Here is a 17,751-nt window from a genome sequence, read left to right as displayed (position 1 = left end):
GGCCACACCCGGCGACATGACCGCACTGGTCGGCAACACCCCATTGCTGCGGCTCGCGACCGCCGAGACCGGCCACGGCTACTGGGCCAAACTCGAAGGCGCCAACCCCGGCGGCATCAAGGACCGCGCGGCCCTGCACCTGGTGCGGCGCGCCCGGGAACGCGGCGACCTGGCGCCCGGCGCGCCCATCGTGGAGTCCTCCAGCGGCACGCTGGGCCTCGGACTCGCCCTGGCGGGCATGGCATCGGGGCACCCGGTGACCGTGGTGGCCGACCCCGGCCTGGAGCCGTCGCTGCGGCGACTGCTGGCCGCCTACGGGGCCCACGTCGACATCGTGGCCGAACCCGATCCGGTCGGCGGCTGGCAGGAGGCCCGCCGCGCCCGGGTCGCCGAGCTGATCGCCGGTTCACCCGGGGCCTGGAACCCGGACCAGTACCACAATCCCGACAATGTGGACGCCTACGAGGCGCTCGGACTGGAGTTGGCGTTCCAGTTGCGGCACATCGACATCCTGGTGTGCGCGGTCGGCACCGGCGGCCACTCCGCCGGGGTCTTCGGGGTGCTGCGGCGGCTGTACCCGCACGCGCGGCTGGTCGGCGTCGACTCGCCCGGGTCCACCATCTTCGGTCAGCCCGCCCGGCCCCGGCTCATGCGCGGGCTGGGCTCGAGCATCTATCCGCGCAACGTCGCCTACGACCAGTTCAGCGAGGTCCACTGGGTACCCCCGGCCGCCGCGATCCACAGCTGCCGCCGTCTGGCCCGCCACAGCTACGCCACCGGCGGCTGGAGCGTCGGCGCGGTCGCCCTGGTGGCGGACTGGCTGGCCCGCCGCGAACCCGCCTCCGCTCGCGTGGTCGCGATCTTCCCCGACGGGCCGCATCGCTACGCCGACACCGTCTTCAACGACGAGTACTGTCGCCAGCATCAGCTGCTGGACCAGCCGCTACCCACCGATCCCGAAACCGTCGACAACCCGCTGGGGCACCTGTCCGTGGCCTGGACCCGAACCACCAACGTCCAAGATCCGCTCGCTAGCCAAGCGCGGGGCGACGGCGCGAGGGTGGCCGGGCTGGTGGCTGACGGCGCCGCAGCCCCATCGCTGGCCGACGGGGAGGTGCGGGCGTGACCGTCTCGAAGTTCCGAGAGCTCGACGCCACCGTAAGGCTGTTGTGCCTCAACCAGTTCGGCATCAACGCCGGGTTCTTCATGCTCATGCCGTTCCTGGCCGCGTACCTGTCCGGCGGCATCGGGCTGGTGGCCGGGCTGGTCGGACTGCTGCTGGGCGTGCGCAACTTCAGCCAGCAGGGACTGTTCTTCGCCGGGGGAGCGCTGGCCGATCGGTTCGGGTACAAGCCGATGATCCTGGCCGGTTGCGCGCTGCGGACGGTCGGTTTCGGGGTGCTCGGCTTCACCGACTCGCTGCCGGGCCTGGTGCTCGGCATGGTCGCCACCGGAGCCGCCGGGGCCCTGTTCAACCCCGCCGTACGGGCCTACATCGCCGCCCAGGCCGGTGACAAGCGCGTCGAGGCCTTCGCCGTGTTCAACGTGTTCTACCAGGCCGGGATCCTGGCGGGCCCGCTCATCGGACTGGCGCTGTCCGGTGTGGACTTCTCCGTGACGTGCTTCACCGCCGCCGCCATCTTCGCGGCACTGACGCTCGCGCAGGCGCGACTGCTCCCCAAGCGGCACGGCGAGAACAGCGACCGTCCCTCGATGGTGGACTCGTGGCGAACCGTGGCCCGCAATCGCGGGTTCCTGCTGTTCTCCGTCGTCATGGCCGCGACGTACGTCCTCAACTTCCAGACCTACCTGGCGCTGCCGCTGCTGCTGAACCAGCACACGACCCCCGCCGCGGCCAGCCTGACCACGACGGTCGTGTTCGCGATCGCGGGGATCCTCACGATCACCGCCCAGGTGCGCGTCACCGCGTGGTGCAAGAACCGTTGGGGGCCAAGCGGTTCGCTATGCCTCGGCGTCATCGTCATGGGTGCCGCGTTCCTGCCGGTCGCCGCCGTGTTGGCGTGGCGGCCGGACGCGGGCGTGGTCATCGCCGCCGTCGTGGTCTGCGGAACCATCCTGGCGACCGGAACGATGATCACCTACCCGTTTGAGATGGACACGATCGTCACCCTGGCGCGCGAACAACACGTCGCCAGCCACTACGGCGTCTTCCAGACCGTCGCCGGAATCGCCGTGGCGGCGGGCAATCTCGCCGTCGGGGCCGGACTAGACGCCACCGGTGTCGGTCCATGGTCGACACTGCCGTGGGCGGGTCTGGCGCTGGCCGGTTTCGGTTGCGCCCTCGGCCTGCGCGCCATCGCCATCCGGGGCGCGACCAGCGTCGCTCAGCCGGTCAACGCGTGACGCACCCACACGTTCGGCTCGACGTAGACCGCGTAATCGGCCTCCACATAGCACTGCGCCGGATTCAACCCCGACGGCACCACGACGGGACCGCTCGTGTCGAACGGCAACCCCGTCCAGGTCCGCCAGTCGGCCAGCGATCCGGTGACCACCATGGACGTCGAGGCCACCGAGTCGATGACGGCTCCCGCGCGCACGTGGGTGCGGATCCACGGATCGTGCGGGAGCCCGTCCTCGCGGGTGCGCCACGCGTACTCACTCATCGGCGCGTCCGGCTCCAGGTGCTTGCCGGTCGGCCGCAACGGCGCCACCAACTCGGCGAAACCGCGCGCACGCGCGTTGTCGCGCATACTCGCCAGCACCTCCCGCGACAGGCCGCGACCCAGGTGACGGTTGTCCACGGAGATCTCGATCGCGCTCACCACATCCGGTTCCCGGCTCGCGCGGTGGTCGGAGAACGCCCACAACAGTGCCTGGTCCCAGCCCCCGGACGGCAGCTCGCGCCGCCCCTCCAGGTCCAGCTTGAACGGCACACTCAACGCGCGCGCCACCAGCTGCCCGTCGGCGTCGGTGGCCACCAGCACGTACTCGGGAAACGTCGTCAGGATCGCCCCATAGTGGAACCAGCTGACCCGGTCCTCGGTGATGTACCGGGGCCAGTTGTCCCGCAGCTCCCAAAACGCGCCGGTCAACTCCGGGCGCTCGGCAAGGGTCGTGATCGTCAGTGACATGCGGCCCAACCTAGAGCAACCCGCCACCGACGGCTTCCGCTTTTCAGGTCATCGGACCCAGCGCCCGCGCGTTCCAGTCGCGGATCAGCGCGTGGTGCGGGCGCCACGCCCGCCACACCTGTTCGCCCCAGGCCCGCACCAGCCGCTCGTGCTCGGCCGCGTCGGGAGCCGTCAGAACGTCGGCGGCCGTGAGCATTCCCCGCAGCGGTGGGGGTTCCAGCGCGTGGAAGTAGTCCGGCCGGTCGGCCATCATGCGCTTGTGGAGTTCGGCACCCCGTCGCACGTCCACATCGTCCTCGACGAACAGGCACAGTGTCATCAGGCACAGCGCCAGCCGCTGGATCTCGGTACGGGAGTCGCCGCCGGGGTGCTGGGCCACATAGACGTCCACCACCAGCTGGTGCACCCCGCGATAGGCCGCGATCCCGTACGAGCGCGCCAGCAGCTCCTCGTAGCGGCCCCAGCAGGCACCGGAGGAGTGCCGGTCGGCCGGTGGGGTCGGCGCCGGATCGTCCGCCGCGCCCACGAAACCGCAGCCCGGGCATTCGTCCATGCCCCGACGCTACATCCGTGGCAGTACCCGCGATTGTCATCGCCGGACCGATGCCGCGCCGGGATCCGCGAGCCAGGCTGGAGACCCCGACGAGAGGAAGACAAGCCCATGTCAATCCCACTGGCGCCCGACTCCACGATCCGGGTTCGCAGCTTCGACACCGTCGCGGGCGGCACCGTTTCGGTGCCCGACCCTAAGCGGGTGGTGCACCTTCAGTTCCGGCGCTTCGCCGGTTGCCCGATCTGCCACACCCACCTGCGCTCCATCGCCAAGCGGCACGACGAGATCCGCTCCGCCGGGATCCGCGAGGTCGTGTTCTTCCACACCGGAATCGACGAACTGTACGAGTACACCGACATGCTGCCCTTCGACGTCGTGGCCGACCCCGACAAACGGGTATACCGCGAGTTCGGGGTCGAGTCGGCGCGGCGGGCGATCCTCAGCCTCGGTGGACTGTGGGCGGTGCTGCGCACCGCGATTCCCACGACGGTGCGGATCCTGACCGGGCGGCAGCGTCCGCCGTCGTCCAAACCGGAGGGTGGACGGCTGGGACTGCCCGCCGACCTCCTCATCGCGCCCGACGGCCGGGTCCTGGCAGCCCACTACGGCGAGCACATGGACGACCAGTGGTCGGTGGACGAACTGCTGCGGCTGGCCGCCGAGGTCACTTCGCCGCGGCGGTGATGCAGAAGGAGTCGTCGCTGTCGCCCGGCGGCCCGATGATGATCTCGTCGTCGATCAGGCCGTGCTCGCGCAGTGTGGCCGCGATCGGTTCGGCGAAGCCGCGTTTGTCGAAGCCGGGTTCCCAGGACGGGGCCTGCCAGAACAGGTACAGCCGTCCGCCGGGCCGCAACAGCCGCCGCACCTCCGCCAGTGCCGTGACCGGCCGTTTCCAGAACACGTTGACGTGGGCGGCGAAGATCGTGTCGAACTCCGGTTCCAGTCCGGTGTCGGGAAACTCGGTGCGCAACAGGAACGCCGTGTCGTTGTCCACATGGGAACGGTTGCGGCGGGTGGCGGCGGCGATCATCTTCTCGGAGCGGTCGATGCCGATGACGGTGCCGGTGTCGAGGCGCTGGCTGACGAGGGTGACGGCCACGCCGTGGCCGCAGCCGACCTCCAGCAGCCGGTCGTCGGGGGCGGGTGACAGGGTGTCGACCGCCCAGCGCAAACGGGTGGATGCCTGACTGGTCATGGTTCGCGACTCCGGTTCTTGGTCCTGCGGTCCGAGCGTACGGCGCAACTGCGACACCGATCCCGGTCAGGCGGTGGCGTGGATCAGGTAATAGTCGACCCAGCCGTCGCGGTAGGCGGGCAGCCAGTTGCGGCCCCACGAGTCGTGGTACTCGGTCTGGGCGATCCAGGCGTCCATTCCCTCCCAGACCCGTTCGCCGATCGACTCGGTGACGATGTCGCCGAACCCGGCCTCGGCGAGGTGTTCGGCGAAGCCGCTCACCGGCGCCACCACGTCGATGCCGTTGCCGACCGTCTCCAGCAGCTCGGCCAGCCGCGGCTCGGGTTCGCCGCCGGGGGCGAAGAAACCGGCCAGGACGAACCGCCCGCCGGCGCGCAGCACCCGGTGCGCCTCGACGGCCAGCCGCCGGTGGTCGTCGACGTGCTGCGCCGCCTCGACACAGTAGACGCCATCCAGAGTGGAAGTCCCGACCGGCAGGCTCAGTGCCGAGGCCCGCACCAGCTTCAGCGGCGGCGGTGGTTTCGCGGCGGCCGCGCGCGCCAGCTGCTGCGCCGACAGGTCAAGGCCGACAACGAAAGCCGGGAAGTACTCGCTCGCCACCAGTGAGGCACCGGCCCCCTTGCCGCAACCGATCTCCAGCAACCGGCCGTCCCGGGCCCCGTCCAGCCGGGCGACGACCTGGCGGTACAGCTCCGCCTGACTGCGGGTGCGTTCGGCCTGGGTCAGTTCACCGGACGTGTCGATTGTGTCCGGCCAGTAGCCGTAGTTGATGAAGCCGCCCGAGAACAGCGTCAGGCCCCCGAGATCACCTTCACCGTACATATAGGAACGGAGCTGTTGCGGGTCCGGAATCGACTGGCTCATGCTCCCATTGTGATCCATTCGCCGCCGCCGTGGTGTCCGTGCGTGCCCGAGTCATGCCCGAGGGTCGGTTCAGCCGTCCCGCTCCACTTATCTAGGCTGACCAACGGCCACGACCACATGAACGCGGAGGCGCACGATGTCCAAGACTGACTCCGAGGACCGCATCGGCGAGGACACCACCAGGCCGGTAGCCGAGCGCACGCTCGGGTTGATCCTCACCATCGGCGGGGTCATCGGCCTGATCGCCTCGTGGGCGCTGGCGGTCGAGAAGATCGCGATGCTCCGCGACCCCGACTACACGCCCAGTTGCAGCATCAACCCGGTGCTGTCGTGCGGTTCGGTCATGGAGACCGCGCAGGCCGAACTGTTCGGGTTCCCCAACCCGTTCATCGGCCTGATGTCGTTCCCGGTCGTGATCACCGTCGGCGTGCTGGTGCTGTCGCGGGTACGGCTGCCGCGCTGGATCTGGTGGGGCATGCAGCTGGGGACGCTGCTGGGCGCCGTGTTCATCACCTGGCTGTTCATCCAGAGCCTGTACTCGATCGGCGCGCTGTGCCCCTACTGCATGGTCGTGTGGGCCATGGTCATGCCGATCTTCTGGTACACGACCGTCTACAACATCTCGCGCCGCAACTTCAGCAAGACCGACGGCGAGGTCGGCGACTGGCTGTACCTGCACTGGGCGGGCCTGGTGCTGTGGGTCTTCGTCCTGCTGATCCTGATCATGATCCGGTTCTGGAGCTACTGGCAGACCCTGCTGTAACTAACGGCGTGCCGGTGATCCCGCCGTCCACCCGCAACTCGACGCCGTTGACGTAGTCGGCCAGCGGGCTGGCCAGATACGTCACCGCCGCCGCGATGTCCTCGGCCCGGCCCAGCCGCCCGGAGGGGTTGGGCGCGTACTCCGACGCCACCCGGGCCTCGATGTCCGGCCAGTCCCGTTGCGGCCACGACTCGGACGCGGCGCGGGTTTCGAACATGCGGCGCGCCGAGTCGGTGAGGATCACCCCGGGGCTGACGCAGTTGGCGGTCACCCCCGACCCGGCCAGGTGCTGGGCCAGGCTCGTGGTCAGGTTGACCACCGCCGCCTTGGCCGCCGAGTACTCCACCATGTTGGGCAGCGGCGTCGTGTTGGCGCGGCTGCCGATCGTGATCACCCGGCCCCAGCCGTCCGATCGCAGCACCGGCAGCAGCGCCTGGGTCAGCCGGACGGTGGCCACGACGTTGCTGTCCAGCGCGTCGCGCCAGTCGTCCGGCGTCGAGGTCTCCCAGGAGTGCTCGCTGAACGGGCCGGTGTTGTTGACCAGGATCCGGACGCCGAACCCCCGCGCCGCCTCGGCGACGCGCTCGGCGTCGGCCGCGTCGGTCACATCGCCCAGCACCACCTCGGCCGTGGCCCCGGACGCGCGCAGCCGCTCGGCGACCCGGCGCGCCGACTCGGCGCCACGGCCGTGCACCAGCACCGGACAGCCTTCGGTCGCAAGGCTTCGCGCGATCTCCGCGCCGATGCCGCCGCTGCTGCCGGTGATCAGTGCCGGTCTACCGCTGAGTCCCATGTCCATCGGCACACCATAGGTGCGCCGACCGACACGTCAGACGGGTTCAGCAGTGCTCGGAGGGACTGTTGTACGCGGTGCCCTCCACCGCGCCGCCCCAGCGCACGCACGAGGGCGAGGTGGCGCGCACCGGACCGGCGTAATGGGTGAAGTTGCCCGAGTCGGTGGCTCTGGTGGCGCCCTGCGGTTCCAGGTACGCCGAGGTGGCGGTGGCCGTTCCCAGCGAGGTGAACTTGCGCGTCACCACACAGTTCGCGCTGCCGTTCCAGGCGAGGTCCACAGTGCCTTTGCCGCCCAGCCGGGCCGAGTCGATCTGGTAGTACCCCGAACCGCACAGGTCGGCCGGGTCGTAGGTGTTGGCGCAGTTGCGGGAGGTCACGTTGGCGTTGGGGTAGCCGAAGGTCGCTCCGTTGAAGACCGCCTTGCGGATGTTGCCCGGATAGGAACCGTCGACCCGCACCTCGTAGTGCAGGTGCGGCGAGATGGCGTTGCCGGGCTTGGACGTGTTGCCCAGTGTCCCGATGACCTGTCCCTGCGAGACGTACTCACCGGCCTTGACCGCCAGGTTGTTCAGGTGCGCGTAGTAGGTGTAGTAGCCGGTGGAGTCGTGGCGGATCTTGACCAGATTCCCGTAACCGTTGGCGGAACCCTGATGGGCGGCGGTCTCGATGGTTCCGGCCGCGGCGGCCACCACCGTGTCCTTCAGGTCGGCCGAGGCGCTGCTGCCCCGGTTGAAGTCGATCTCCCAGGCCCGGTGGGCGCTGGAGTTGTCGTTGTCGCCGTTCCAGGTCTGACCACAGGGGAACGGGAGCTGGAAGTTGGGCATGGCGTTCACCGACGGGTCGGCCTGGGCGGAGGGCGCCGCCAGGACCGAGGCGATCGCGGCGGTGAGCATGGCCGCCGCGGCCAGCGCTATTCGTTTTTTCCACATGGGAATCGGGCCTTTCCAATGGGCAAGAATGGGCAATAAACATATGAACATTTCTGCATATAACGTCCCCACAATGCCTTGCGCCGTTTGGGATCTCCAGCCGCCGGGTAACCGCCGTCGTGAAGCCTCCGCGCCTGACGCGGAGTGACCCGACAAAGGGGGCAAGTAATGACCACCATGACGCAACCGGCGACCAGAACCGGATTCGAGCGGCCGTCACCGAGCGGCCTGGCCGACGTGATCGAGACGATCCTCGACAAGGGCCTGGTGATCGACGCCTACGTGCGGGTGTCGCTGGTCGGCATCGAACTGCTGACCATCGACCTGCGGGTCGTCATAGCCAGTGTGGACACCTACCTGCGGTTCGCCGAGGCCGTCGGACGTCTGGACATCACCCAGAACAACGACAAGGGCCTGCCGGAACTGTTGGAGAGCACCCAGCAGAGCGGCGCCAAGTCCAAGACCAAGGGCGCCCTGGAAGCCGCCGGCGAGAAGGTCCGGGACGTGTTCTCCAGCGATGACGAGGACACCGAGCAGGAGTCCGACAACAAGTCCCGGTCCAAGACCAAGACGAAGAAGGGGTGAGCCCGGTGACCGCGTCACCCGCTCTGACAACGGTCTGTTTCGTCTACGGCATCGTCCCGGCGGAGACCGAACTTGATCCCGAACTGCTCGGCGTGGGGGACCCGGCCAGCCAGGTGAGCCTGGTGCGGTCCGGGGACATCGCCGCGGCGGTCAGCCAGATCCCCGCCGACGAACCGCTGGGCAGCTACCGCGACCTCCAGGCACACGCCCAGGTACTCGACCGGCTCGCCGAGGACGGACCGGTGCTGCCGATGCGGTTCGGCGCCGCGATGGCCGATGAGGACGCCGTCGCCGGGGAACTGCTGGCCAACTCGCACGACGATTTCCACCGCTCGCTGGAGAACCTGCGCGGCCTGACCCAGTTCCTCGTCAAGGGCAGCTACGAATCCACCGCCGTACTGACCGAAGTGGTCACCGAGGACCCGGCCACCTCCTCGCTGCGCGAGGCGATCCGCGACAAACCGCCGGAGCTGACCCAGCCGGAGCAGATTGAACTGGGCAAGGCCATCGCCAGCGCGCTGGCACAGCGCCGCAGCGCCGACACCGAGGTGCTGCTGGCCCGGCTGGCGCCGCTGGGCGCCGAGTTCAACGTCCGGGAACCCAACGGCGAGTACGTCGCGTTCCGGGTCGCGGTGCTGCTGCACCAGGAACGCACCGGCGAACTCGGCGACATCCTGGACGACCTGTCGAGCGAGTGGGAGGGACGGCTCAACCTGCGGTTGGTCGGCCCGATGGCTCCCTACGACTTCGTCCCGACGCCGACGAACGGCAACTGAGCATGTTCGGCCTGCTGCTGGCCCCGGTACTGGGAGTCGTCCGGCTCGCCGAGCTGATCCACCGTGAGGCCGAGCGGCAGTACCGGGACCCGGCGGCCGTGATGGGCGCCCTGGAGGCCGTCGACGCGGCCCGCCGGAACGGCGAACTGTCCGAGACCGAAGCCGAACAAGCCGAGCGGGAACTGCTGGCGCGGCTGTACCCGCCGCGTCCGGCGGGTTCCCTGCTCCCCCCGAGCCATGAGAGGTGATTCCCTGTGGCCAGGACGTCCCGAACCAAGGACAACGAACCCGACGACGCCAAGGCGGACGGCAAGTCCACCTCGTCACCGTCGCTGGGCGCCGCCAAGGCCGCCCGGCTCGCGGCCGAACAGGTCGCCGAACTCACCTCGCGTGAACCCATCGGCATCGTCGGCGTCGAGGCCCGCGACGGTGGCTGGCGCGTCGACATCGAGGTGATCGAGGCGGCCCGGATCCCGTCCTCGACCGACATGCTGGCGACCTACTCCGCCGACCTGGACGCCGACGGCGCGCTGCTGTCGTGCCGCCGCGCCTCCCGATACCTGCGCGGATCCAACTACTCCAACGGAGACGGCTCATGACCTACCCCGACCTGAGCCGGGGCGCCGGACCCGTCGCCGCCGGACCCCAGCCCACCGGACTGGCCGACCTGCTGGAACGGGTGCTGGACAAGGGACTGGTGATCGCCGGTGACATCCGGGTCAACCTGCTGGACATCGAACTGCTCACCATCAAACTGCGGCTGGTGATCGCCTCCATGGAGACCGCGCAGCAGGCCGGAATCGACTGGTGGACCCGCGATCCCTGGCTGAAGGCCTCGGAATCCGAACTGCTGGAGGAGAACCGCCGACTGCGCGAACAGCTGGCGCAGGCCGACACCAACGGCCGCAAACGCATCGAGGGCAAGGAGAGCCATGACTGAGCACACCGGACTGTGGCTGTACGCGGTCGCCGACCAGCTCCCCGACGGGCGGCTGCCCTGCCCGGCCGGCATCGACGAAGCCCCGGTCGAGGCGATCGCCCATGACGGACTCGCCGCCGTCGTCTCCCCCGTCGACCTCCACCACTACGGCGAGGAGGCACTGGCGCGACGGCTGGAGGACTTCGACTGGCTGGCCGCCACCGCCAACCGCCACCACGCCGTCATCGAGGCGGTGCACCACCTCAGCACCACCGTCCCCATGCGACTGGCCACGGTGTACACCGAACCGCGACGCGTGTCCACGCTGCTGGCCGAACAGCACGACCTGCTGCGCCGCGCCCTGGACTCGGTGGCCGGGCACACCGAGTGGGGCGTCAAGGCGTTCGCCGTCAACCGGCCGCAAGCCCCGCCCGCCGCCGGCGGCGAGGAATCCGGTGCCGCCTACCTGCGCCGACGACGCGCCGAACTGGCCAACGCCGACGCCGTCCGGCAGGAGGTCTGGGACGCCGCGCAACACGCCTTCCACGAACTCGGCCTGCTGGCGGTGGCGCAACGCCGCCACCGGCCCCAGGACGCCAAACTCACCGGCAAGCCCGAACCCATGCTGCTCAACGGAAGCTTCCTCGTCGAGGACACCGAACAGGACGCCTTCACCAAGGCGGTGTCCACACTGACAGCCGATCATCCCGAACTGGAGATCCAGTTGTCCGGCCCGTGGCCGCCGTACTCCTTCGCCGGGCTGGCGGTGGAAGCATGACCACCGCCGTGGAACCCCGCTGGGACTCCGAACAGACCGTCGCGCTGGTCGACCTGCTCGACCGGGTGCTGGCCGGGGGAGTGGTCATCGCCGGTGACATCCGGCTGTCGATCGCCGGCATCGACCTGGTGCAGGTGTCGCTGCGGGCCCTGATCACCTCGCTGGGCGACCCCGAGCTGACGGTGCCGCGATGACCGAACCCCGGCAACCGGCGTACCGGCGGCTGGACACCGACCCCGACACCGTCGAACGGGACCTGGCCGCGCTCGTCCTCACCGTCGTCGAACTGCTGCGGCAGCTCATGGAGCGGCAGGCGTTGCGGCGCATGGACCACGGCGACCTCAGCGAGGCCGAGATCGAGACACTGGGCCGCACCCTGATGATGCTGGAGCGGCGCATGGTGGAACTGCGCGAACACTTCGGCCTGCGCCCCGAGGACCTGAACCTGGACCTCGGCCCGCTCGGCCAGCTCCTCGACCCCGACCACACCGCCTGAGACCGCGAGTTTGGCGCGCCGCCAGCGCGGGTATGCGATGGTGAGCAAGCGACCTCGAAGGGGGACGAAGCACCATGACCGTGACACTCGAAGGACGCAGGGTGGCCTTCCTGGTCGCGCCGCTGGGCGCCGAACAGGTCGAGCTGACCGATCCCTGGCAGGCCGTGGCCGAGGCGGGCGGCAGCCCGGTACTGGTCTCGACGGTCTCCGACAACGTCCAGGCCTTCAAGCACCTCGACAAGGCCGACACGTTCCCCGTCGACGAGGTGGTGGGCGAGACCTCCGCCGACGACTACGACGCGCTGGTGCTGCCGGGCGGGGTCGCCAACCCCGACTTCCTGCGCACCGACCCGCTGGCGGTGCTGTTCGTCAGCGCCTTCTTCGCCGAGGACAAACCCGTGGCCGCCATCTGCCACGCGCCGTGGACCCTCATCGAGGCCGACGTGGTGCGGGGCCGCAGGCTCACGTCCTACCCGAGCCTGCGCACCGACCTGAGCAACGCGGGCGCCGAATGGGTCGACGAGGAGGTCGTGGTGGACGGCAACCTGATCACCAGCCGCAAACCCGCCGACCTGCCCGCGTTCTGTGACGCGATGCTGCGATCGGTGAGCGACGCGAGCAGCTAACGCGACCGCGCGTACTCCACGATCGGGGCGGCGCTGTCTTCGTGGTGGCTGTCGCACAGGCTCTTGATCGCCTCGTCCAGGGCCGAGGACGGCCCGTACTCCGACAGCAGCACCACGATGGGCTCCCAGTCGCCGATCTCCTTCTTCGGCTGGTTGAGCAGCTCCTTGAGGTACCGGGCGGGCTCGATCAGCTCCAGCCCGCGCCGCGCCAGCCGCCCCACCGCCCAGGCCAGGTGCTCGCCGACGAACTCCAGATCCTCGGGATCGGCCGCCAACTCCCCGCCGGAGTAGTCCGCGCGGATCGACCAGTGCCGGGTGGGACTGACCGGCTCGGACGGCAGCCCGTGGAAGTCCATCAGGTGCGGCCCGTCGATGTCGGCGTGTTCGAGCGGCAGTGCCTCCAGCCCGTCCCGCTGCCGCCGCCAGTTGAGGTACCGCCACCACGCCTCGGGAATCGCCTGCTGGCTGAGCATGAAGCCGCGGGCACCCTCGTGGAAGGCCCCGTCGCGCCAGTTGTTGTGCGTCGAACGCTGGATCAGGACCTTGCCGTTGTCGGTGACCGCGGTCCACAAGTTCCTGGAGCCGCGAAAACCCATGGGGCGCAAGGTTTTCCCGATGTCCTTCATAAACTCGCGTATGGCCTTGTCCGGATCAATCACCCAGCGATGGTATCCGCCTGCCCCGACACCCCGCGCCCGCCGTTTGCCGAGTCCACTTGCCATCGGTCCCAGAATGCGTAACATACGGACCTGTCCCTTAGCCCGGAGGAAACAGATGTCAGACGCCAAAGCCGAGGTGCCCGCGGGTTCGTCACCGCTGTCGGCCCCCACCAGCACCCGTCGCGCCATCCTCAACACGCTGCGCGGCTCCTCCGGAAACCTGGTCGAGTGGTACGACGTCTACATCTACACCGTCTTCGCTTCTTATTTCGAAGCCCAGTTCTTCGCCGAGTCGGACGAGAACTCCACCATCTACATCTACGCGATCTTCGCGGTGACGTTCCTCATGCGCCCCGTCGGCTCCTGGTTCTTCGGACGCTTCGCCGACCGGCACGGCCGCCGCGCCGCCCTGCTGTTCAGCGTGTCCCTGATGGCGGGCTGTTCCTTCCTCATCGCGATCATGCCCACCCGGTTCTCGATCGGGGTCTGGGCGGCGGTCATCCTGATCCTGGCCCGGCTGGTGCAGGGCTTCGCCACCGGCGGTGAGTACGGCACCTCGGCGACCTACATGTCCGAGGCCGCCACCCGCGAACGGCGCGGCTTCTTCTCCTCGTTCCAGTACGTCACCCTCGTCGGCGGCCACGTGCTGGCGCAGCTGACGCTGCTGATCATGTTCGTGTTCCTCGACGACACCGAGATCAAGTCCTGGGCCTGGCGGATCCCGTTCGCCATCGGAGGTCTGGCGGCGCTGGTGGTGCTGTGGCTGCGGCGATCCATGGACGAGTCGCTGTCGGCCGAGCACCTGGCCGCCACCCGCTCGGGCCGCGACCGCCGCTCGGGTTCGCTGCGGGAACTGTTCGGCTCGTACTTCAAGCCGCTGCTTCTGGTCTTCCTGATCACGCTGGGCGGCACCGTCGCCTTCTACACCTACAGCGTCAACGCCCCGGCGATCATCAAGGCCACCTACACCGACCAGGCGATCGTGGCCACCTGGGTCAACCTGATCGGCCTGATCTTCCTGATGTGCCTGCAACCGGTCGGCGGCTGGATCTCCGACAAGGTCGGCCGCAAACCGCTGCTGGTGTTCTTCGGCGTCGGCGGCGTCATCTACACCTACGTCCTGATCACCTACCTGCCCAAGACCACCAACCCGGTCGCGTCCTTCGCGCTGGTCGCGGTCGGCTACATCATCCTCACCGGCTACACCTCCATCAACGCGCTGGTCAAGGCCGAACAGTTCCCGGCCTCGATCCGGGCGCTGGGGGTCGGCCTGGGCTACGCGCTGGCCAACTCCGCCTTCGGCGGCACCGCGCCGGTGATCTACGAGACGATGAAGACCAACAACCACGTGCCGCAGTTCATCGCGTACGTGACGATCTGCATCGCGGTCTCGCTGGTGGTCTACATCTTCTGGCTGAAGAACAAGTCCACGACGGCCCTGGACATCGAGTCCGGGCACGCCTTCGAACCCGTCGGCGCCGGTGCCGCCTCACGAAAGCCGTGACCGCCACCGGTGGCCCGACACGGCCACCGGTCAGCCCTTGACCGCGCCGCTCAGCCCGCCGCCGGACAGGAACAGCCGTTGGAAGACCAGGAACACGGCGACGGGCAGGACGGTCGATATCGCCAGCGCGGCGAGGAAGACGTCGAGTTCGATGTACTGCTGCAACACCGGAAGCCGCACCGACAGCGGCTGCATGGCCGGGGTGGGCAGCACCAGCATCGGCCACAGGAAGTCCTTCCAGGTGGCGATGACCGCGAACACCGAGACCACGCCCAGCACCGGCCGTGACATCGGCAGCACCACCGACCAGAACAACCGCCCCGCCCCGGCGCCGTCCATGATGGCCGCCTCGAAGACCTCCCGGGGCAGGTTGTCGAAGAACCGTTGCACCAACAGGACGTTGAAGGCGTTGGCGCCGGCGGGCAGCCACACCGCCCAGAACGTGTCGATCATGGACACTTCCACGACGTTGAGGTACATCGGCACCAGCAGCACCACCGGCGGCAGGAACAGCGTCGCCAGCACCAGCCCCGTCAGTACCCTGCCGTAGCGCGGTCGCAGCACCGACAACGCGAAACCGGCGGTGGTCGCGACCAGCAGCTGCACGAACCAGGCACCCACGGCGATGATCACGGTGTTGAGGAAGTGCTTGTCGATCTCGACCCGCGTCCACGCCTCGGACAGGTTGGCGAAGTCGAAGCCGTTGGGCCACAACGACAGCGGCTCGCGCAACGTGTCGCGGGTCGGGGTGACGGCGGCCTTGGCCAGCCACAGCATCGGCCCCAGGCCGACCACGAACAGCACCACCAGCAGCAGCGTGTGCACCGTCCTGGCGGTGCGGCGGACGCCGGGACGGCGCCAGTCGGCGGCCGACAGCAGTCCGCCGTTCGAGTCTGAAGTGGATTTCATGTGGTGCTCCAGGACCTGGTGAGTCGGAAGTACACCGCCGAGAACAGCGCCAGGAACGCCGCGAGCATCAGGCTCAACGCCGTGGCGGCACCGTAGTCGCCGCCGAGGCTGTCGGCGAAGGCGTACCGGTAGATCAGCAACAGCAGCGTGGTGGTCGAGTTGGCCGGACCGCCGCCGGTGAACAGGAACGGCTCCAGGAACACCTGCGCGGTGCCGATGATCTGGAGGATGAACGTGATCAGCAGGACGCCGCGCAGCTGCGGCAGCGTCACGTGCCAGACCTTGCCCCACACCGACGCGCCGTCGATCTCGGCGGCCTCGTACAGCTCCGGCGGCACCCCGGTCAGCGCCGCCAGATAGATGATCATGGTGCCCCCGGCCGCCGCCCAGGTGGCCTCCAGCACCAGCGACGGCATCGCCGTCGTCGCGTCCTGCAACCACGGCACCGCGTCCAGACCGACGAAACCCAGGATCGTGTTGAACACGCCGTTGGGTCCGGCGTCGAAGAAGAACTTCCACAGCAACACCGCCACCACCGGCGGGATCACCACCGGCAGGTACGCGATCGCGCTGTACAGGCCGCGCCACTTGCGCACCTCGCTCATCAGCACCGCGGCGACCAGCGGAATCGGGTAGCCGAACAGCAGCGCCAGCAACGCGAACCAGGCGGTGTTGCCGATCGCCGTCCACAGCAGCGGGTCGGCCAGCACGGTCTCGAAGTTGTCGAGCCCGACGAACTGCGCCGGAGTCACCAGGTTCGTCTGCTGGAAGCTCATCACCACCGCCTGCCCGATCGGCACCCAGGCGAAGGCGCCGAACACCAGCAACAGCGGGGCCAGGAACAGCAGGTTGGTGAGCCCGCCGCCGCGCACCCAGGTGGCGGGGGAGCGGCGGCGGGACGGGGCCCTAGACGGCATGGTCACTTCTTCGCGGCCTTGTCGAGCAGTGCCTGCGCCTCTTTCTCGGCGGTGTCCAGCAGCTTGTCGATGTCGGCGTCCTCTTCGGTCAGCACCGACTGCACCACCGTGTCCATGACGCCGTAGACCTCCTGGGTGGACTTCGTCGGTTCGGTCGCCAACGGCTGGTCGAACATGTTGTCGGTGTAGGGCTTCATCTGGTCCACCGGCACGTTGATGTAGTCGGCGATCCACTCCTGCTGCTTGTCGTAGGTCTTCTTGTCGAAGACCGGCAGCAGCGGCGCCCCCACGGCCTGCCCGGACTCGGCGGTGGTCTTGGCGTCCAGCTTGGCGGCCTTGGCGTCGGTGAGCTTCTCCATGTAGTAGAAGTCGATCCACTTCACCGCCGCCGCCTTGACCTCCTCGCTGGCGGAGGCGTTCACCGCCGCCAGCGTCCCGCCGCCCAGTACCCCGGCGTCGGGGGAGTCCGACAGCGGCACCACCGTCACGCCGTAGTCGTCCGGCTTGATGTCGTTCTGCGCCATCAGCTGCCCGTAGTTGCCGCCGCCGGTGATGTACATGCCGATCCGCCCGGCCGCGAAGTCCTGGTTGGACCCGGCCCAGTCGTGCAGGAAGTTGTCGCCCATGCTGTCGTCCTTCCAGCGCATGTCCCGCAACAACTCCAGCGCCTCCACCATCTGTGGTGTGTTGATGGTGGACGTGGCCTTGTCGCCGTCGAGCTCCTCGACCCGGCCGCCGAGGGCGTTGTCCAGTGTGGTCAGGATCCAGCCGCCGGTGTTGTCCTTGGTCATCTGGACGTACCCGGCCTCGCCGGTCTCGTCGGCGATCTTCTTGGCTGCCTCGCGGACCTCCTTCCAGGTCGTGGGCGGCTTGTCCGGATCGAGCCCGGCCTCGTCGAACAGGGCGCGGTTGTAGTGCAGCGCCTGGCCGTAGGCCGAGACCGGTACCGCCCAGATCCGGTCCTTGGCATCCGAACCGGCCTTGGCGATCCCCGGGTTGAACTTGTCGGCGTAGGGCAGGTCGGCGACCAGCGCGCTGATGTCGGCGATCTGCTTGCGTTCGATCAGGCCGCGGCCGTCGGTGAACGGCGCGGTGAAGACATCGGGAAGCGTGTCACCGGCGAGCTGCGCGGTGAACGTGGTCGCTTCCCAGGTGTACTCCTGGGGGATGATGTCGATGTCCTCATTGGCCTTCTCGAAGTGCTTGACCCGTTCGTCGAGCACCTTCTTGGCGCTCTTCTCCAGGCCCGCGTCCATGGCGACCTCGACCTGAAGCCGTCCGTCCTCGCCGTAGTCGTCGCTGCCGGAACAACCGGAGACGAGGACCGTCGCGGTCAACAGGACCAACACGGGTCCAAGTGGCTTTGCTGAAAGCATCTTTACTCCTAG

24 protein-coding genes are annotated in these 17,751 nt (G+C 68.7%); 14 read left to right on the top strand and 10 right to left on the bottom strand.

All coding sequences use genetic code 11. The features are described from left to right. Positions 1–16: 16 nt before the first annotated feature. Positions 17–1,126 (top strand): PLP-dependent cysteine synthase family protein, encoded by a 1,110-nt coding sequence (locus SNAS_RS23310; protein WP_052305313.1) that lies wholly within the window; start codon positions 17–19, stop codon positions 1,124–1,126. Next, the gene (locus SNAS_RS23305) at positions 1,123–2,364 is read left to right on the top strand and encodes an MFS transporter (RefSeq protein WP_013019929.1); all 1,242 of its coding nucleotides are present in this window, start codon (positions 1,123–1,125) and stop codon (positions 2,362–2,364) included. The genes SNAS_RS23310 and SNAS_RS23305 overlap by 4 nt, the downstream gene beginning before the upstream one ends. Here the strand turns inward: SNAS_RS23305 and SNAS_RS23300 are convergent. Continuing rightward, positions 2,346–3,095, bottom strand: a complete 750-nt coding sequence (locus SNAS_RS23300; RefSeq protein WP_013019928.1) for a hypothetical protein — start codon at positions 3,093–3,095, stop codon at positions 2,346–2,348. The two genes, SNAS_RS23305 and SNAS_RS23300, sit on opposite strands and share 19 nt — an antisense overlap. Before the next feature lie 43 nt (positions 3,096–3,138). Further along, positions 3,139–3,648, bottom strand: coding sequence for a DUF5946 family protein (locus SNAS_RS23295; RefSeq protein ID WP_013019927.1), 510 nt, complete (start codon positions 3,646–3,648; stop codon positions 3,139–3,141). A 108-nt stretch (positions 3,649–3,756) separates the two neighbouring features. Here SNAS_RS23295 and SNAS_RS23290 point away from each other — a divergent pair, with 108 nt between their 5' ends. After that, a complete protein-coding gene (locus SNAS_RS23290) occupies positions 3,757–4,332 on the top strand; it encodes a peroxiredoxin-like family protein (protein WP_013019926.1) in 576 nt (191 codons plus the stop codon). Here the strand turns inward: SNAS_RS23290 and SNAS_RS23285 are convergent. Both SNAS_RS23285 and SNAS_RS23280 read right to left on the bottom strand, forming a co-directional pair. After that, the gene (locus SNAS_RS23285) at positions 4,313–4,843 is read right to left on the bottom strand and encodes a class I SAM-dependent methyltransferase (protein WP_013019925.1); all 531 of its coding nucleotides are present in this window, start codon (positions 4,841–4,843) and stop codon (positions 4,313–4,315) included. The genes SNAS_RS23290 and SNAS_RS23285 overlap by 20 nt on opposite strands. A 66-nt stretch (positions 4,844–4,909) precedes the next feature. Beyond that, a complete protein-coding gene (locus SNAS_RS23280) occupies positions 4,910–5,707 on the bottom strand; it encodes a class I SAM-dependent methyltransferase (RefSeq protein ID WP_013019924.1) in 798 nt (265 codons plus the stop codon). Between the two features lie 136 nt (positions 5,708–5,843). Here SNAS_RS23280 and SNAS_RS23275 point away from each other — a divergent pair, with 136 nt between their 5' ends. Beyond that, positions 5,844–6,470: a vitamin K epoxide reductase family protein gene (locus SNAS_RS23275; protein ID WP_013019923.1), complete on the top strand. Its 627-nt coding sequence runs from the start codon at positions 5,844–5,846 to the stop codon at positions 6,468–6,470. On the opposite strand, the gene SNAS_RS23270 is transcribed toward SNAS_RS23275, so the two are convergent. Beyond that, positions 6,430–7,269, bottom strand: coding sequence for an SDR family NAD(P)-dependent oxidoreductase (locus SNAS_RS23270; protein WP_013019922.1), 840 nt, complete (start codon positions 7,267–7,269; stop codon positions 6,430–6,432). The genes SNAS_RS23275 and SNAS_RS23270 overlap by 41 nt on opposite strands. A gap of 40 nt (positions 7,270–7,309) precedes the next feature. Then, positions 7,310–8,194, bottom strand: a complete 885-nt coding sequence (locus SNAS_RS23265; protein WP_013019921.1) for a M23 family metallopeptidase — start codon at positions 8,192–8,194, stop codon at positions 7,310–7,312. A gap of 168 nt (positions 8,195–8,362) precedes the next feature. On the opposite strand from SNAS_RS23265, the gene gvpJ reads away from it, so the two are divergent. From gvpJ to SNAS_RS23220, 9 genes are all read left to right on the top strand, one after another. After that, a complete protein-coding gene (gene gvpJ, locus SNAS_RS23260; protein WP_013019920.1) occupies positions 8,363–8,779 on the top strand; it encodes a gas vesicle protein GvpJ in 417 nt (138 codons plus the stop codon). Between the two features lie 5 nt (positions 8,780–8,784). After that, positions 8,785–9,555 carry a GvpL/GvpF family gas vesicle protein gene (locus SNAS_RS23255; protein ID WP_013019919.1) on the top strand — a complete coding sequence of 257 codons (771 nt, stop codon included), beginning with the start codon at positions 8,785–8,787 and terminating at the stop codon, positions 9,553–9,555. Between the two features lie 2 nt (positions 9,556–9,557). Continuing rightward, complete coding sequence (locus SNAS_RS23250) at positions 9,558–9,803, top strand: gas vesicle protein GvpG (protein WP_013019918.1); 246 nt, start codon at positions 9,558–9,560, stop codon at positions 9,801–9,803. Positions 9,804–9,809: 6 nt separating this feature from the next. Then, positions 9,810–10,154 carry a gas vesicle protein GvpO gene (gene gvpO / locus SNAS_RS23245; protein WP_013019917.1) on the top strand — a complete coding sequence of 115 codons (345 nt, stop codon included), beginning with the start codon at positions 9,810–9,812 and terminating at the stop codon, positions 10,152–10,154. Further along, positions 10,151–10,495, top strand: a complete 345-nt coding sequence (locus SNAS_RS23240; RefSeq protein WP_013019916.1) for a gas vesicle protein — start codon at positions 10,151–10,153, stop codon at positions 10,493–10,495. The genes gvpO and SNAS_RS23240 overlap by 4 nt, the downstream gene beginning before the upstream one ends. Continuing rightward, entirely contained in the window at positions 10,488–11,252 is a 765-nt protein-coding gene (locus SNAS_RS23235) for a GvpL/GvpF family gas vesicle protein (RefSeq protein WP_013019915.1), read from the top strand. Before SNAS_RS23240 ends, SNAS_RS23235 begins: the two co-directional genes overlap by 8 nt. After that, the gene (locus SNAS_RS23230) at positions 11,249–11,446 is read left to right on the top strand and encodes a gas vesicle protein (RefSeq protein ID WP_013019914.1); all 198 of its coding nucleotides are present in this window, start codon (positions 11,249–11,251) and stop codon (positions 11,444–11,446) included. The genes SNAS_RS23235 and SNAS_RS23230 overlap by 4 nt, the downstream gene beginning before the upstream one ends. Continuing rightward, on the top strand, positions 11,443–11,748 hold the full coding sequence (locus tag SNAS_RS23225; protein WP_013019913.1) for a gas vesicle protein K: 306 nt from the start codon (positions 11,443–11,445) through the stop codon (positions 11,746–11,748). Before SNAS_RS23230 ends, SNAS_RS23225 begins: the two co-directional genes overlap by 4 nt. 74 nt (positions 11,749–11,822) lie before the next feature. Then, positions 11,823–12,374 carry a type 1 glutamine amidotransferase domain-containing protein gene (locus SNAS_RS23220; RefSeq protein ID WP_013019912.1) on the top strand — a complete coding sequence of 184 codons (552 nt, stop codon included), beginning with the start codon at positions 11,823–11,825 and terminating at the stop codon, positions 12,372–12,374. On the opposite strand, the gene SNAS_RS23215 is transcribed toward SNAS_RS23220, so the two are convergent. After that, entirely contained in the window at positions 12,371–12,970 is a 600-nt protein-coding gene (locus tag SNAS_RS23215) for a hypothetical protein (protein ID WP_144300610.1), read from the bottom strand. The two genes, SNAS_RS23220 and SNAS_RS23215, sit on opposite strands and share 4 nt — an antisense overlap. 178 nt (positions 12,971–13,148) lie before the next feature. On the opposite strand from SNAS_RS23215, the gene SNAS_RS23210 reads away from it, so the two are divergent. Then, positions 13,149–14,537, top strand: a complete 1,389-nt coding sequence (locus SNAS_RS23210) for an MFS transporter (protein WP_013019910.1) — start codon at positions 13,149–13,151, stop codon at positions 14,535–14,537. 30 nt (positions 14,538–14,567) lie between these two features. Here the strand turns inward: SNAS_RS23210 and SNAS_RS23205 are convergent, their stop codons facing one another. From SNAS_RS23205 to SNAS_RS23195, 3 genes are read right to left on the bottom strand one after another with little or no spacing between them, the layout of a single operon-like run. Beyond that, entirely contained in the window at positions 14,568–15,446 is an 879-nt protein-coding gene (locus SNAS_RS23205; protein WP_013019909.1) for a carbohydrate ABC transporter permease, read from the bottom strand. Next, positions 15,443–16,363 (bottom strand): carbohydrate ABC transporter permease, encoded by a 921-nt coding sequence (locus SNAS_RS23200; protein WP_013019908.1) that lies wholly within the window; start codon positions 16,361–16,363, stop codon positions 15,443–15,445. The genes SNAS_RS23205 and SNAS_RS23200 overlap by 4 nt, the downstream gene beginning before the upstream one ends. Before the next feature lie 2 nt (positions 16,364–16,365). Further along, a complete protein-coding gene (locus SNAS_RS23195) occupies positions 16,366–17,739 on the bottom strand; it encodes an ABC transporter substrate-binding protein (RefSeq protein ID WP_013019907.1) in 1,374 nt (457 codons plus the stop codon). Between the last annotated feature and the right edge of the window lie 12 nt (positions 17,740–17,751).

The organism is Stackebrandtia nassauensis DSM 44728 (genome assembly GCF_000024545.1).
Taxonomy (GTDB): domain Bacteria; phylum Actinomycetota; class Actinomycetes; order Mycobacteriales; family Micromonosporaceae; genus Stackebrandtia; species Stackebrandtia nassauensis.
The sequence above is the reverse complement of the archived record's forward strand: the minus strand, read 5'-3'. Positions and strand labels throughout refer to the sequence as shown.